At 69.7% G+C, this 16,241-nt stretch carries 12 protein-coding genes; 3 read left to right on the top strand and 9 right to left on the bottom strand.

Features of this window, described 5'->3' with window-relative positions; genetic code table 11:
• Genes H1R19_RS10285 through mqo form a run of 6 tightly spaced genes read right to left on the bottom strand, consistent with a single transcriptional unit; the run spans position 1 to position 7,783 of the window.
• A complete protein-coding gene (locus H1R19_RS10285; protein ID WP_219851340.1) occupies positions 1-1,647 on the bottom strand; it encodes a GAF domain-containing sensor histidine kinase in 1,647 nt (548 codons plus the stop codon).
• Entirely contained in the window at positions 1,647-3,104 is a 1,458-nt protein-coding gene (locus H1R19_RS10280) for a cobyrinic acid a,c-diamide synthase CobB (protein WP_188329046.1), read from the bottom strand. Before H1R19_RS10280 ends, H1R19_RS10285 begins: the two co-directional genes overlap by 1 nt.
• Positions 3,101-3,718, bottom strand: a complete 618-nt coding sequence (cobO, locus tag H1R19_RS10275; RefSeq protein WP_188329045.1) for a cob(I)yrinic acid a,c-diamide adenosyltransferase — start codon at positions 3,716-3,718, stop codon at positions 3,101-3,103. The genes H1R19_RS10280 and cobO overlap by 4 nt, the downstream gene beginning before the upstream one ends.
• A 35-nt stretch (positions 3,719-3,753) precedes the next feature.
• Positions 3,754-5,703 carry a VWA domain-containing protein gene (locus H1R19_RS10270; protein ID WP_244970938.1) on the bottom strand — a complete coding sequence of 650 codons (1,950 nt, stop codon included), beginning with the start codon at positions 5,701-5,703 and terminating at the stop codon, positions 3,754-3,756.
• A complete protein-coding gene (locus tag H1R19_RS10265; protein WP_188329044.1) occupies positions 5,700-6,224 on the bottom strand; it encodes a GNAT family N-acetyltransferase in 525 nt (174 codons plus the stop codon). The genes H1R19_RS10270 and H1R19_RS10265 overlap by 4 nt, the downstream gene beginning before the upstream one ends.
• 32 nt (positions 6,225-6,256) lie before the next feature.
• The gene (gene mqo, locus H1R19_RS10260) at positions 6,257-7,783 is read right to left on the bottom strand and encodes a malate dehydrogenase (quinone) (protein WP_219851339.1); all 1,527 of its coding nucleotides are present in this window, start codon (positions 7,781-7,783) and stop codon (positions 6,257-6,259) included.
• Positions 7,784-7,998: 215 nt separating this feature from the next.
• Between mqo and H1R19_RS10255 the strand changes: the two genes are divergently transcribed.
• Both H1R19_RS10255 and H1R19_RS10250 read left to right on the top strand, forming a co-directional pair.
• The gene (locus H1R19_RS10255; RefSeq protein WP_244970937.1) at positions 7,999-9,072 is read left to right on the top strand and encodes an alpha/beta hydrolase; all 1,074 of its coding nucleotides are present in this window, start codon (positions 7,999-8,001) and stop codon (positions 9,070-9,072) included.
• Complete coding sequence (locus tag H1R19_RS10250; protein ID WP_219851337.1) at positions 9,069-10,466, top strand: mycothione reductase; 1,398 nt, start codon at positions 9,069-9,071, stop codon at positions 10,464-10,466. The genes H1R19_RS10255 and H1R19_RS10250 overlap by 4 nt, the downstream gene beginning before the upstream one ends.
• A gap of 42 nt (positions 10,467-10,508) precedes the next feature.
• Here H1R19_RS10250 and H1R19_RS10245 read toward each other — a convergent pair whose 3' ends face one another.
• Both H1R19_RS10245 and H1R19_RS10240 read right to left on the bottom strand, forming a co-directional pair.
• Positions 10,509-11,312 carry an alpha/beta fold hydrolase gene (locus H1R19_RS10245; protein ID WP_188329316.1) on the bottom strand — a complete coding sequence of 268 codons (804 nt, stop codon included), beginning with the start codon at positions 11,310-11,312 and terminating at the stop codon, positions 10,509-10,511.
• 55 nt (positions 11,313-11,367) lie between these two features.
• Positions 11,368-12,948 (bottom strand): cobyric acid synthase, encoded by a 1,581-nt coding sequence (locus tag H1R19_RS10240; protein ID WP_244970976.1) that lies wholly within the window; start codon positions 12,946-12,948, stop codon positions 11,368-11,370.
• 132 nt (positions 12,949-13,080) lie between these two features.
• Here H1R19_RS10240 and H1R19_RS10235 point away from each other — a divergent pair, with 132 nt between their 5' ends.
• On the top strand, positions 13,081-15,306 hold the full coding sequence (locus tag H1R19_RS10235) for a protein kinase domain-containing protein (protein WP_219851335.1): 2,226 nt from the start codon (positions 13,081-13,083) through the stop codon (positions 15,304-15,306).
• Here the strand turns inward: H1R19_RS10235 and map are convergent, their stop codons facing one another.
• On the bottom strand, positions 15,307-16,170 hold the full coding sequence (map, locus tag H1R19_RS10230; protein ID WP_188329038.1) for a type I methionyl aminopeptidase: 864 nt from the start codon (positions 16,168-16,170) through the stop codon (positions 15,307-15,309).
• Positions 16,171-16,241: the final 71 nt, after the last annotated feature.

Here is a 16,241-nt window from a genome sequence, read left to right as displayed (position 1 = left end):
TCATCCGATGAGAGGCACCGACCAGGTCAGGGTGGTGCCGCCGTCGCCGCGGGCACGGCCCTCGCGGTTCTTCCGGGGGCGGGTGTCGACGCTGAAGGTGCCGTCGCACTCCTCTGCGCGCCGCGTGAGGTTCTCCAGCCCGCGGTAGGTCACATCGGTGCCGATGCCGATGCCGTCGTCGGCGATCTCGACGGTCAGCACGTCGTCGGCGCTCACCGAGACGGCGATGCTCTCGGCGCGCGCGTGCCGCAGGGCGTTGCTCAGTCCTTCACGCAGCACCGCGTCGATGTGCGGTCCGAGCGTGTCCGGAACCACGGTGTCGACCGGCCCGTCGAACACCACGCTCGGGGAGACCGACGCATGTCCGGAGAGCTCGGAGACGATGTCGAGCACGCGCCTGCGCAGGGTCGAACCGTCTTCCTCTCCCGAGGCCGTCTGGAGGTCGAAGATCGAGGTGCGGATCTGCGCGATCGTGCGGTCGAGGTCGGTCATGATCTGCTCGAGTCGCGCGGTCGCGGCGACGGGATCGGTCGATCCGGCGAGCAGTGTCTGCACCGACATCCCCACCGCGAACAGCCGCTGGATCACATGATCGTGGAGGTCGCGGGCGATGCGGTGCCGGTCCTCGAGAACTTCGAGGTCCCGCGCGATCTGCTGCTGCTCGGCGTACACGACCGCCAGCGAGGCGACCTCGGCGACGCCGGCGAGCCCGGCGATCTCCTCCACGTCCCAGTGCGGCCGGTTGCGGTGGGTGATCAGCATCCAGCCGAACGCCCCGGACGCGCGCAGCAGCGGCTGCACCGAGGTCCACCGCGCACCACGACGGATCAGCGACGGGGCGATCTGTCCGGAGCGCTGCACCGTCAGGGCGGTCACCTCGGGTGGCGTGAAACTGTCGATGTCGACGCGGTCACCGGTGTGGCCGCGCAACTCCACCTCGCCGTCGAGCTCGGTGATCAGATATACATCTACCGCACCGACCAGATCGGCGACGTCGGCGCACATGCGGGACATGGTGTCGGACAACGCGATCCCGGCGAGAGGCTCCGATCCACGACGTGCGAGCACCTGCATCCAGCGATGCCGGGTGCGTGCCCGCTCGAACAGGCCCGCGTTGTCGATCGCGATCCCGGCGGCGACCGCGAGCACGGCGACGACGGTCTCGTCGACCTCCGAGAAGTCCTCGGCCGAGCGCTTCTCGGTCAGGTAGATGCTGCCGAACACCTCGCCGCGAACGAGGATCGGTGCGCCGAGGAAGGTGTGCATCGGTGGATGATTCGGCGGGAAGCCGACCGAGGTGGGGTGTGCTCCCAGGTCGTGGATGCGGTGCAGTCGCGGGTCGTCGATGAGCAGGCCCAGCACGCCGCGGCCCACCGGGAGATGCCCCATCGTGGCCCGCTGCGTGTCGGTGATGCCGATGTGGACGAACTCGCTGAGCCCGCCGTCGGGGCCGCGCACGCCGAGCGCACCGTACTGCGCATCCACCAGACCCGCCGCGACCTCGACGATGCGCTGAAGGGCGCGGTCGAGCTCGACGCCCTGCCCGACGACGAGCACGGCTTCGAGGAGTTCGCGCAGCAGTGCCGGGTCGTCGGCGCCGTGCGTGGCGAGCGCGTCGAGGGTTTCACGCAGTCTCCGGGTGGGCATCATAACGTCTCCGTCGGGTCGGCGGTGGCTGCCGAGGCCATGGGCATCGCGGCCCGGGCGCCGGCCTCGGCGGACCGGGACACGAAGCGGCACAGTGCTTGCGGTATCGCCACCGGGTGCAGGTGCAGGTAGGACGCATGCACGGCGGGCGTCGTCACACCATGCGTCGAGGGCTTCCCTGATGCGTCTCGCCAGGCCCAAGCCGGCGGCGCGTGCCCCTGACTCACCCCGCTGCGGTGGAACTCGTGGCCGGTCACCCGTTCACCGGCCCGGAACAGCACGGAGTCGCCGACGGCCACCGCATCCCGGTAGCCCAGGGTCAGCCGGGGCCCGAAGTGACCGTCGGAGTCGAGCACCCCGCTCATCCGGTGACCGTCGAGATGGGCACACAGGTACAACAGGCCGGCGCATTCGGCGTGGATCGGCCGACCGGCGGCCGCATGCCCACGCAGGCCGGTCCGCAGGGCGTCGTTGGCGGCGAGCGCCTCGGCGTGCTCCTCGGGGAAACCGCCGCCGATGACCACGCCCGCGGCACCCGGCGGGAGCGGGTCGGCGAGCGGGTCGAAGGACACGACCCGCGCACCGGCGGCCTCCAACATCTCGGTGTGTTCGGCGTAACCGAACGTGAAGGCCGCACCGCCGGCCACCGCGATGACCGGCCGCCCCGAGCCCGACCCGCTTGAATCGACATACGGGGCGACGGCGTCGGCGGCCGACCACGGGACGGCGTCGGGCGTGGTCCGTTGCCGGGCGGCGGCCACGATGGCCGCCAGATCCAGCACACCCGCGAGATGGCTGGTCATCGCCTCCACCGCGGCCACCGCGTCGGCGCTGCGTTCGGCGGCCGGGATCAGCCCGAGGTGACGGGACGGGACGGTCAGCGACGCGTCTCGCCGCACGACACCGAAGACCGGCAGCCCCACGCGTCCGCACGCCTGCCGCAGCACCATCTCGTGCCGGGCCGACCCGACGCGGTTGAGGATCACCCCGGCGATGCGGACCGACGAGTCGTAGGACAGGAAGCCGTGCAACACCGCGGCCATCGACTGGCTGTGGCCCGCGGCGTCGACGACGAGCACCACCGGCGCGCCGATGATCGACGCCACGTGGGCCGTCGAACCGACACCCAGTGCCGCCGCGTCGCCGTCGTCCTGCTCGCGAATCCGTCCGTCGAACAGACCCATCACACCTTCGACGACGGCGATGTCGGCCCCGGCCGCACCGTGCGCGAAGAGCGGACCGATCGCGTCGGCTCCCACCAGGTTCGGATCGAGGTTGCGGCCCGGACGGCGCGCCGCGACGGCGTGATAGCCAGGATCGATGTAATCCGGGCCCACCTTGAAGGGCGCCACCCGATGCCCGGCGGCGCGCAGCGCCCCGATGAGACCGGTCGTCACCGTCGTCTTTCCGCTGCCCGACGACGGTGCGGCGATCACGATCGCCGGGGTGGCAGTCACCACTCGATCCCCTTCTGCCCCTTACGGCCGGCGTCCATCGGGTGTGCGACCTTACCCATCTCGGTGACCAGATCGGCCGCGTCGATCAACTTCTGCGGAGCGCGCCTGCCCGTGATGACGACGTGCTGGCGTCCGGGCCGCCGGGCGAGGATGTCGACGACCTCGGCGGTGTCCACCCAGCCCCAGTCGAGCGGATAGGTGAACTCGTCGAGGACGTAGAAGTCGTGTTCGTCGGCGGCGAGTCGCCGGGCGATCTCGGCCCAGCCGGCCTGCGCGGCGGCGGCATGGTCCTCGGCGTGCTCGGTGTTCGCGCGCAACCACGACCACCCCTGCCCCATCTTGTGCCACTCGACCGGACCACCGGCCCCGGTGTCGGCGTGCAGTTGCCCCAGGGCCAGCATCGCCGACTCTTCCCCGACCTTCCACTTGGCGCTCTTGACGAACTGGAAGACCGCCACCCGCATACCTGCATTCCACGCCCGCATGGCCATGCCGAACGCGGCGGTCGACTTACCCTTGCCGTCGCCGGTGTGCACCGCGAGCACAGGCTGGTTACGGCGCTGCCGTGTGGTCAGGCCGTCGTCGGGAACGGTCGATGGAACTCCTTGCGGCACTGGCCTTCTCCTTATGGGTCACCGGCGCGGACAGATCAGGCGGCGCCGCGAGCCCGCGGTGTGGACTTCAGGGCGGTCGCCGACAGCTCACCCATCGTCATCAGCTGGCCGCCGAGGTGGGCGGCGAGGTCGGCGGCCAGTCCGAGCCGGACCATGCCCTGCTCGCAGTCGACCACCACGGACTCGATGCCGCGGCGACGGATGGCCCCGGCGGCCGCACGCGCCCTGCTCGACGCGTCGGGGCCCGAGGTCGCCCGCCCGTCGGAGAGGACCACGATGAGCGGCCGGCGATCCGGTTCGGCGCGGCGGCGCCGTTCGACGACGTCGGCGGCGAGGAGCAGTCCTTCGGCCAGCGGCGTACGCCCGCCGGTCCGGATCTCCGCGAGACGGCGCACCGCGACGTCCACCGACTTGGTCGGCGGTACAGCAAGTGTCGCCGTGGCACCACGTGCCACCACCACCGCAACCCGGTCACGCCGTGTGTAGGAGTCGCGCAGCATCTCCACGCACAGCTCGGAGACCGCGGCGAGACGGCGGCGCGCGGTCATCGAGCCGCTCAGGTCCACCACGAAGACGACGAGATTGGACTCCTGCCCGATCCGCTGCGCCGAACGCAGGTCGGGTGCGGCGATTCGCAGGGGCGAGCGCCCGTCCACTCCCGCGGCGCGTCCCGCGGCCGCGAGGACCGTGCCGAACAGATGGACCGGACGGTCGGTGGCGAACTCGACGGCGTGGGTCGTGTGCCCGCGGCGGCTACGCGCCTTCGACCGCCGTCCCGGATCACCGTCCCCGACTCCCCCGACCCGCAGTGTCGCGAATCGACGGCCGGTGGGTGCCGACGCCGGACCGAACGCCGGGCCGGGCGCGGTCTGGGGCTGACCGCCGGGCTCACTGCCCGACTCGGGATCGGATGCGTCGGGTTCGCCGTTCCGGTCCTGTCCCCCGCCGGGCGGTCCGGGGTCTGGCGGTCCGGAATCGGGCGGTCCGGGATCGTCATCGGGACCGTCGGGAGTCTCCGGTCCGGCGGCATCGTCGCCGGCCGACATCGCGTCGTCGAGCTGGTCGGAGGTGAGGCCGGACTCGTCAAAGGGGTTGCGGCGCCTGCGATGCGGCAGTGCGAGTTCGACGGCGGCACGCACGTCGTCGTCGGTCACCTCTGCCGCGCCGCGCCACGCTGCGTGGGCGGCCGCGGTCCGTGCGACGACGATGTCACCGCGCAGGCCGTCGACGTCGAGATGGGCGCAGATCCCGGCGATGCGGCGCAGCTCCCGCGTCGGCAGGGTCACCGTCCCGACCGTCCCGCGCGCAATCGAGATCCGTTGTGCCAGAGCATTTTCGGCGTCGGCGTAGGCTGCGGCGAACGACGCCGGGTCGGCGTCGAACGCCATCCGCCGGCGCACCACCTCGACTCGTTCGTCGATGTCCTTGCCCGCGGCCACGTCCACCGCGAGGCCGAACCGGTCGAGCAGCTGCGGGCGCAGCTCCCCCTCTTCCGGATTCATGGTGCCCACGAGTACGAAATCTGCTGCCTGCGTGTGCGATACACCGTCGCGTTCGATGGTGACACGACCGCCGGCGGCTGCGTCGAGCAGCACATCGACGAGATGGTCGGCGAGGAGGTTGACCTCGTCGATGTAGAGGACGCCGCGGTGCGCCTGCGCGAGCAGGCCCGGGGTGAATTCGGCACGCCCGTCCCGCAGGACCGACGTCAGGTCCAGGGACCCGATCACCCGGTCCTCGGTGGCGCCGATCGGGAGTTCGACCACACGACCGACGGTCTCACCCGTCTCCGCGCCGGCCTCGTCCGGACCGAGCAGCGGACCGAGTCCCCGCACGATCGTCGACTTCGCCGTCCCCTTCTCCCCGCGGATCAGCACACCGCCGATACCGGGAGAGATGGCCGACAGGATGAGCGCGAGCTTGAGCTGCTCCTGTCCGACAACGGCGCTGAAGGGGTAGCGGACGTCTGACACAGGTCGGGTCACAGCGGCGACCCCGCGCGAAGCATCGACACGTGAGGAATCCCATCTTCGAGGTATTCGTCGCTGTCGACGACGAAGCCGAACTTTCCGTACATCTCGGTGAGATAGGCCTGCGCCTCGATCCGGCACGGATGCGTGCCGACCTCGGCCAGCGCGGCCGTCATGAGTCTCGTCACCAGCCCGCGGCCGCGATGTGCCCGTTCGGTGCACACCCGCCCGATCCGGAACGCCTGCGCGCCTCCGGCGCCGGCCGGTTCGGCCAGCAGTCGAAGGGTCGCCAGAACGGCCTCGTCCTCGTCCTCACCCGACTCCGCAGCGACGTCGGTCTGTCCGTCGGAGATCCAGAATTGAATCGCCGTGGGCTCGAGGTCGCGCCCGTCGAGCTCGGGGTAGGGACAGGCCTGCTCCACCACGAACACCTCCACCCGCAACCGCAGGATGCGATACAGCGTCGCCGCGCCGATGTCGCGTGCGGTGCCGCGTCGTACCTGCGGGTTGCGGTGTTCCTGCGGTTCGGAGGTCATGTGTCGTGGTTAGCACACATGACGGCAGAACTTCACCCCGCCGAGGCAGGGGCCAGCGCGCCGGACTCGACGGTGCTCGCGTCGCGACCGGTCAGCTGCAGGGACTTGTTGGTCCAGTCCCACACCTGGCGGTAGAGGTCGCGGTTGCCGTTCAGCTTCTGGCCGAACGACGGGATCAGCGTCGACAGCTTCGACGACCAGCCCGCGTACTCGGCCGGGAAGCACTTCTCCAGCACCGACAGCATCGCCGGGACGGCGGTCGAGGCACCCGGGGACGCCCCGAGCAGACCCGAGATGCTGCCGTCGGAGGCGGCGACGACGGCCGTGCCGAACTCCAGCTGCCCGCCGAGCCCGGTCTTGCGGATGACCTGGACACGCTGACCGGCGGTGATGAGCTCCCAGTCGGCGCCCAGCGCGCGTGGCACGAACTCCGACAGGGTCTTCACGCGGTCGGCCGGACCGGCGGCGAGCTCGCTGATCAGGTACTTGAGCAGCCCGAACTCCTTGGGCGCGATGGAGACCATCGGCAGCAGGTTGCCCGGCTTGATCGAGGCGGGCAGGTCGGTGACCTTGCCGCTCTTGAGGAACTTCGGCGACCAGCCGGCATACGGGCCGAACAGCAGGCCCGGCTTGTGGTTGATGACGCGCGTGTCGAGGTGGGGAACCGACATCGGCGGGGCACCCACCGCGGCCTGGCCGTACACCTTGGCCTGGTGTTCGGCGACCAGGTCGGGGTTGGTGCAGCGGAAGAACTCTCCGGAGACCGGGAAGCCGCCGAAGCCCTTGGCCTCGGAGATGCCCGACTTCTGCAGCAGGTGCAGCGCGCCGCCGCCGGCACCGACGAAGACGAACTTCGCGTGGACGGTCAGCTTGTCGCCGGTGCGGCGGTTGCGGACCTTCACCACCCAGCTGCCGTCGGACTGCTTGGTCAGATTGGTCACCGCGTGACCGAAGTAGATGTCGGCGCCCTGCGCGACGTAGTTGAGCAGTTGCTGGGTGAGCGCGCCGAAGTCGACGTCGGTGCCCTGGTCGAACCAGTTGAGGGCGACGGGTTCGGCGAAGTCCCGGCCTTTCGACATCAGCGGCAGGCGCGCACTGAACTCGGCCGGGTCGCTGATGAACTCCATACCCTCGAACAGGGTCTGGGTGGCGAGGGCGTCATAGCGCTTGCGCAGGTACTTGGTCCCCTTGTCGCCGTGGGTGAACGCCACATGCGGGATGGGGTTGATGAACTCCGAGGGGTCACCGAGGATGCCGGTGTCGACAGCGTGGGCCCAGAACTGCCGCGACACCTGGAACTGCTCGTTGATGTTGAGCGCCTTGTCGATGTTGACACCGCCGTCGGCCGTCTCGGGCGTGTAGTTCAGCTCACACAGCGCCGAGTGACCGGTGCCCGCGTTGTTCCACGGGTCACTGCTCTCGGCGGCCGCGGCGTCGAGCCGCTCGAAGAGGCTGATCGACCAATCCGGCTGCAGTTGACGGAGCAGCGCCCCGAGGGTGGCACTCATGATGCCCGCACCCACCAACGCGACGTCGGTCTTGATCACCGTTTTCGACACCTGGACTCCACTTCACCTGGTGGGACACTGTAGGCGTGTGTTCGTGCGGCACGCCGTCGAGGGATGGCCCCTTATGGTTGGTTCTATCTCATCGGTCATTGTCCAGCATGGCACGTCCGCGACGAGAATCGACCTGGTCAACTGTGGGCTTCGCGACACCTCGCGGTGCGCCGCGACCCGCGGCGACTCCCCGCCGGATCACTAAGGTGGCACTCGTGAGCTTCTCCTCCGGTTCCTGGCAGCCCGACCGATTCCTCGACGGCTACTCGCAACGAACCCTGTCGCTGGGACCCGATCCCGACGGCGAGTCCCCGATCACCGCGACCCTCGTGCGCCGGGCCGACACCACGCCGGCCCGTGGCGCGGTGCTCTACCTCCACGGATTCACCGACTACTTCTTCCACGAACCGCTGGCCGACTTCTTCGTCGCCCGCGGCTACTCGTTCTATGCGATCGACCTGCGCAAATGCGGACGGTCGAGACTGCCGCACCACACCGCCCACTTCACCACCGACCTCGCCCAGTACGACGAGGAACTCGGTGCCGCGCTCGACATCATCGTCGAGGAGGTCGGTCCGGACACCCGGGTGATCGTCGCCGGACACTCGACCGGGGGTCTGGTCACGTCGCTGTGGCTGGACCGCCTCCGACGCCGCAACCCACGACTGCACGGCGTCGTCGACGGCCTGCTGCTCAACTCCCCCTGGCTGGATCTGCAAGGCGATGCGATCCTGCGCACGCTGCCGGTGTCGCTGCTCATCAAGGGCATCGGGGCGCTCGCCCCCAAACGGGTGATCCCGCTGGGAATGTCGAGCGCCTACGGCGAGAGCCTCCACGACAGCGCCCACGGCGAATGGAACTACGACCTGTCGGCGAAACCGCTCGGCGGGTTCCCGGTCACCTTCGGCTTCCTCGATGCCGTGCGCACCGGCCAGCGACACCTGCACCACGGCATCGACGTCGGGGTGCCCGCACTCGTGTTGCGTTCGGACAAGTCACATTTCGCGCGAACCTACTCGGAGTCCACGGATCGTGCCGATGCGGTGCTCGACGTCAGCCAGATCGCCCGTTGGAGCGGCTGTCTCGGCGGCAGGGTCACTGCCGTCCCCATCCCGGACGCACGCCACGACGTGTTCCTGTCGGTTCCACACGCGCGTGAGAACGCCTACTCCGAGGTCGACAACTGGTTGACCCACGTCGTCGGACCCGGACGCGACCCCGGCTCCAGATACGACACCGGCTCCAGATACGACACCGGCTCCACCGAGGAAAGCGAGAACACACTATGACCGCCACGCAGGTCGTCGACCTGGCCATCATCGGCTCCGGCAGCGGCAATTCCATCCCCGATGAACGGTTCGCGGACACGACGATCGCGATCTTCGAGGAGGGCGTGTACGGCGGGACCTGCCTCAACGTGGGGTGCATCCCCACCAAGATGTTCGTCTACGCGGCCGAGGTCGCCGAGATCGCGACGCACGGAGCACGTCTCGGCGTGCACGCGAAGGTCGACTCGGTGGACTGGCCCGGCATCGTCAACCGCGTGTTCGGCCGGATCGACCCGATCTCGGAGGGCGGCAAGGAGTACCGCACCGACCGGTGCGACAACATCACGGTCTACTCCTCGCACGTCGAGTTCGACGGGCGGGACGACGACGGCCTGTGCCGGCTCGTCACCGCCGACGGCGCAACCGTCCTGGCCCGCGAGGTGGTGGTGGCCGCCGGTTCCCGGGCGACCATCCCGCCGGTCATCGCCGACAGCGGGGTGCGGTACTACACCAACAACGACGTCATGCGCCTGCCCGAACTGCCCGAACATCTGATCATCCTCGGAAGCGGTTACATCGCAGCCGAATTCGCGCACGTCTTCGGCGCACTCGGCTCTGCGGTGTCGATCGTCGCGCGTGGGCCGGCGTTGCTGCGCAAACAGGACGCCGACATCTCGAACCGGTTCACCGAGGTGGCACAGGCCAAGTGGGACGTCCACCTCGACACCGCGGTCACCGCGGCGCAGGACCTGCCCGACGGAGGCGTACGGCTCACCCTCGGCGACGGCACCCACCTCGAGGCGGACGCGCTGCTCGTCGCGACCGGCCGCGTACCCAACGGCGATCGCCTCAACGCGGGTTCGGTGGGGATCGAACTCGACGACGAGGGCCGCGTGCGGTGCGATGCGCACGGCCGCACCGCCGCCCGCGGGGTGTGGACCCTCGGCGACGTGAGTTCGCCGTACCAGCTCAAGCACGTCGCCAATCACGAGGAACGGGTGGTCCAGGCGAACCTGCTGAAGGGTTGGGACTCACCCGATCTCGAGAGCTTCGATCACCGCCACGTGCCGGCCGCGGTGTTCACCCATCCTCAGATCGCCTCGGTCGGTCTCACCGAGGAGGAGGCCCGCGACCAGCACCTCGACATCGCCGTCAAGGTCCAGGCCTACGGTGACGTCGCCTACGGCTGGGCGATGGAGGACACCACCGGCTTCTGCAAGATCATCGCCGAACGCGGCACCGGCCGGCTGCTGGGCGCGCACATCATCGGGCCGCAGGCGCCGACGGTCATCCAGCCGGTCATCCAGGCGATGCACTTCGGTCAGACCGCGCACGAGCTGGCACGCGGCCAGTACTGGATTCACCCGGCGATGCCCGAGGTGCTCGAGAACGCGCTGCTCGGCCTCGAGATCTGATCCCGCGCACCCCGCGGTCCGCCCCGACAGAAGACGGCGGTATCAGAAGACGGTTGAGCGCAGGGCTATCTCGCTGGCCAGGGCAGGCGCCGCATGCTGCGGGATCCAGTGGTCGACGCCGGCGAGTTCGCAGAAACGCCAGTCGGAGTAGACATATCGACCACTGCCCTGCGCCTGCTCACGTCCGAGTGCCGGGTCGGCGTCGCTCCACACCATCGTCGTGGGGATCTCGACCGGCGGGCAGGCCATCGTCGCCTTGATGTCACCGACGAAGTTGGCCCGATACCAGTTGAGCGCGGCGGTGAGGGCGCCCGGCTCGATCAGCGGGGCCATTTCCTCGGCCGTCACCCCGACCGCCCTGAGGCCGGCACCGTCGTCGGCGAGGATCTTCTCCTCGGCGCCCTCGGCCACGAAATCGAGGATGTAGGACGATCGTTCACGCTGGTCTCCGCTGCTGAGCGCCTCCCGCAGGGCCGAGGGGTGCCCGGTGCTGGCAACCACCAGTCCGGTGAACCGATCGGGATACTTGCCGGCGAGATGCCAGGCGACGATGCCACCCCAGTCGTGCCCGACGAGAATGGCGTAGGACACGCCGAGTGCGTCCAGCACGCCGATGGCGTCGGACACGAGCAGATCGAGGCGGTAATCCTGCACCCCGCTCGGACGAGCGCCCGGGCTGTACCCGCGCTGGTCCAGGACGATGGTGCGCAGTCCCGACTCGTGCAGGCGCGGGAGGACGTCGTCGTAGCAGCTGCCGTTGACGGGGAACCCGTGCAGCAACAGAACCCAGGGGCCGCGATCGGGACCCGCGACCCGGACGTCGAAGGTGAGGTCGTTGACGGTCACCTGAGTCGCTCCCGGCGCGTGACTCTTCTCTTCGGTCATTGAGCAACGATAACGCCTACGCCCCTCCGGCAGCGGTCCGGCGATGCTCGAGATGGTGACGGATGATCGGCGTATCGCGCGGCGGGCCGTTCGCGATCAGACCGCGCACCGCCGCGAGGTCGAGGTGTTCGGTGACGAGATCGGCCATCAGGTCCACCTGGCGTCGGCGGACGCCATCGACGTCGGTGTCGGGGGCCGCGCGGAAGCCGGGAACGCCCGCCTCGGCCGCGACGTCGTCGAGGAGAGCGCGACGGAACTCGTTGCAGGCCAGCAGACCGTGCCAGTGGGTTCCGCGTACCGCACCCCGCACCGCACCCTCGGCGCCGTACCGGTCGTCGACGATCCAGGTGTCCTCCGCCGACCTCGCGACACGCCCGTGATGGATCTCGTAGCCGCAGACGGGGATTCCGACAGGGCCGCGCCGGGCGGTGCCGGTGACCTGACGGAGCGTCTTCTCCGGATGGAAACCGATGTCGAGGTCGAGGATCCCCAGCCCGTCGACCCGCCCGCGGCCGGATTCGACGGGATCGTCGATGGTACGGGCGAGCATCTGGAATCCCCCGCAGATGGCGACGATCGGGCGTCCCCGGGCGGCACGGGCGGTCAGTGCCGCGCCGATCCCGCGGTCGCGCAGCCAGTCCAGGTCGGCGACGGTGGCGCGGGTGCCGGGCAGGACGACGAGGTCGGCGGCCGCCACACTGCCCGGATCGTCAACCCACGTGACATCGACGCCGGGTTCGCAGGCCAGCGCCTCGACGTCGGTCGAGTTGGAGATCCGCGGCAACCTGATCGCCGCCACCCGCAGGCGGTCCCCGGCCGGCAGTTCGCCCGGGCCGGGGCCGCGCGGCCCGACGCGACGCCCGACGGGCGCGGCCAGCGAGTCCTCGGCGTCGAGCCACAGGTCGTCGGCGAAGGGCACGACACCCAGCGTGGGTCGCCCCGTCATCTCCAGGAGCTGCTGCAGACCGGGTTCGAGGATGGAGGGGTCACCCCGGAACTTGTTGACCACATACCCGGCGATCAGTGACTGGTCGGCCGCGTCGAGGACGGCCGTCGTACCGAACAGGTGTGCCAGCGATCCGCCGCGATCGATGTCGGTGACCAGCAGGACAGGCAGTCGCGCCGACTGCGCCAGACCCAGATTGGCGATGTCGGTGCGACGCAGATTGATCTCGGCGACCGAACCGGCCCCCTCGCAGATGACCACGTCGAAATCTCGACGCAGGGCAGCGAGTTCCTCGGCGACCACCGCACGCAGTCGCGACCGCCACGCCATGTAGTCCACGGCACCCACGTCGCCTGCCGGCCGGCCGCGCAGGATGACATGCGAGCGACGGTCGCTGCCGGGTTTGAGCAGCACCGGGTTGAATCGGGTGGAGGGTTCGAGCCCACAGGCGAACGCCTGCAACGCCTGTGCCCGTCCGATCTCGCCGCCGTCGGGGGTGACCACCGAGTTGTTGGACATGTTCTGCGCCTTGAACGGCGCCACCCGGACCCCCGTCCGCGCCAGTGCCCGGCACAGGCCGGCGACGATGAGGCTCTTACCTGCGTCGCTGCTGGTACCCCCCACGAGCAACGCACCACCGAGTTCGGCCACCTGAGACAGGTTACGGGTGGCGTCGTTCACACGACGCACCATCGCCCTCGCCGCTCACCGCGTATGGCTACAGTGACCCCATCGGTGAGTGAGTCGGCCGACCAAAGTCGTCTACCAAGGGGGTCGTCGGGCGTGGATGTCACCGAACCCGGTTCGTTGTTCGCCGGGTATCGCGTCCTCTCGTTGCTCGGACGCGGTGGCATGGGCCAGGTCTGGCTCGTCGAACATCCCACGCTGGGCCGCCGGGAGGCCCTCAAGATCATCTCGCCCGACCCCTCGGACCCGAGCTTCCACGAGCGCTTCCGCAACGAGGCGCGTACCGCCGCGGCGCTCGATCATCCCGGCATCGTGACGGTGTACACCCACGGCGTGGAGAACGGCAGCCCGTGGTTCTCCATGACCTACCTCGACGGCGACGACCTCACCGGCGCCGGACCACTGCCGATCGACGATGTCGTCGCCATCGTCGGCAAGGTCGGCGATGCCCTGGACTACGCGCACGGCCGGCGAGTCATCCACCGCGACATCAAACCGGCGAACATCGTCGTCTCCCGGGATCGCGACGGTCGGATCTCGCGGGTCACCGTGCTGGATTTCGGCATCGCGCGGCTCATCGACGGCGCCAAGCTCACCGCCACCAACCTCTTCGTCGGCACCCTGGCCTATGCCGCACCCGAACTCCTCACCGGTGAGGCCGCGGTCCCCGCGTCCGACCAGTACGCACTCGCGTGCACCACGTTCCAATTGCTCACCGGACGGCAGCCGTTCCCGGGTTCGACGCCGATGGCGCTGATCTCCGGCCACATCAACTCTCCGGTGCCACGCATCTCCGACCACGTCCCCGGCCTCGCCGCGCTGGACCCCGTCTTCGTGCGCGCCATGGCGAAGAACCCGGCCGACCGGTTCGCGTCCTGCTCGGCGTTCGCGGCCGCACTGACCCGCGCCGCCGTGCACACTCCCGCCGTCCGCACTCCCGCGGTCACCCCCGCCCCCGCCCTGGCGCCGACCTACCAGAACCACACCCCGCCACCACCGTTCCGCGGGCACCAGGCGCCACCGGTCCCCTCGACCGTCCACCGGGCCGGCCCCTTCGTCCCGCCCGGGCATCAACTGCCCGGATATCAACCACCCGGACCGCCATATCCCGTGCACCCGATGGGTCCGGGCGGACGGCCTCCGGGCTCGGGTTCGGGCAGACGCACGGCGTGGATCGTCGCGTCGGTGCTGGGAGTGGTCCTCCTCGTCGCCGGGATCGTCGGCACCGCGGTGGCTCTCAGCGGCTCCGATTCCGGCCCCGCGACGCCACCGGTGGCAGGCTCGACGCCCCCGGGCACCGGCGGTTCGACGCCCGCACCGGGCGCCGACGGCGGCTTCGCGTCGATCGCCTCCAGCGGGGAGACCACCTGCGCGGTGCGCGGCGGTGAGCTGTTCTGCTGGGGCGGCAACGAGCGCGGCACCATCGGTGACGGCACCACCACCGATCAGACCCGACCCGTCCGGATCAACGGCATCGACGACGTCTCGGCGGTCAGCATGGGCGGACTCGGGACGACGTGCGCGATCGGTTCCGGCGACCTCTACTGCTGGGGATACGGGATCGGCGAGCCCGGCAGAGAAGTGACCACGCCGACCAGGGTTCCCGGCCTCTCCGACGTCACCGCCGTCTCGGTGGGTCTGTCGATCTGTGCGATCAGCGACGGCGACGCCTACTGCTGGCGGAACAACACGCGCGGCCAGGTCGGCAACGGCAGCACCGGCTCGGTCGACGTACCGACTCGTGTCGCCGGCCTCTCGAACGTCACCGCGGTCTCCACGTCGCACACGACGTCGTGCGCCATCGCCTCCGGCTCCGCCTACTGCTGGGGAAACAACGCCGACGGGCAGATCGGCGACGGCACCACCACCGATCGGCTGACGCCGACCAGGGTCAGCGGCGTCGGGACCCCGACCTCGATCAGCACCAGCCTCTACTCCACATGCGCAGTGGGCGACGGCGCCGTCTACTGCTGGGGCCAGAACGACGCCGGCCAGCTCGGCGACGGCACCGAACAGAGCCGGACCACCCCACGGCGGATCGATGTGCGTGGGGCGACCGAGGTCTCCACCGCCCCCTACGGCGGTTGCGCGGCCGCCGGCGGCTCGGCCTACTGCTGGGGATCGCGCAGCACCCTGCCGGACCGGAGTCCCGACCGCGTGAACGGGCTGTCCGGTGTCAGCACGGTGACGACCGGATCGGCCAACGTGTGCGCGGTCGCCGCATCGAAGATGTACTGCTGGGGCCTCAACGGCGACGGGCAGCTCGGCAACGGGACCACGACGACCAGCAGCGAACCCCAGCCCGTCCGGTTTCCCGCCTGATCACTCGTCTGGAACTGTGAGGACCTCGGCGCCGTCGTCGGTGACGACCAGGGTGTGCTCGAACTGGGCGGTCCAGCGACGGTCGGCGGTGACCACCGTCCAGCCGTCGTCCCACAGCTCCCAGGGCAGGCCACCGAGATTGATCATCGGCTCGATGGTGAACACCATGCCCGGTTCGAGGACGGTGTCGACGTTCGGCTCGTCGTAGTGCAGCACGACGAGTCCGTTGTGGAAGGTCTCGCCGATGCCGTGCCCGGTGAAGTCGCGGACGACGGTGTATCCGAACCGGTTGGCGTAGGACTCGATGACCCGCCCGACGACGTTGAGCTCGCGGCCCGGCTTGACGGCCTTGATGGCCCGCTCGGTCGCGATGCGGGTGCGCTCCACGAGGTCGACGACCTCCTGCTCGACATCGCCGGCGAGGAAGGTCGCATTGGTGTCGCCGTGCACGCCGTGGATGTAGGCGGTCACGTCGATGTTCACGATGTCGCCGTCGGCGATCACCGTCGAATCCGGGATGCCGTGGCAGATCACCTCGTTGAGCGAGGTGCAGCACGACTTCGGGAAGTCCTTGTAGCCCAGCGTCGACGGGTACGCGCCGTGATCGATCATGTACTCGTGGGCGATCGCGTCGAGCTCATCGGTGGTGACGCCCGGGGCGACGGCCTTGCCCGCCTCGGCGAGCGCGTTGGCCGCGATCTTCCCTGCGATCCGCATCTTCTCGATGGTCTCGGGGGTCTGCACCCACGGCTCGTGTCCCTCGTTGACCGTCGGCTTCCACACGTACTCGGGACGTTCGATGGAGTCGGGTACGGAACGGATGGGCGAGACGATCCCGGGAGTGAGGGCACTACGAACTGGCATGCGACCACAATATCGCTGCCCGCGGGCGACGGGCCGGTGGGCGGATCACGCGATCGGCACAACTAAGCTCG

The sequence above is a fragment of the Gordonia jinghuaiqii genome, from assembly GCF_014041935.1.
GTDB lineage: Bacteria > Actinomycetota > Actinomycetes > Mycobacteriales > Mycobacteriaceae > Gordonia > Gordonia jinghuaiqii.
Note: the sequence above shows the minus strand (reverse complement) of the source record. Positions and strands in the feature narration are given on the sequence as shown.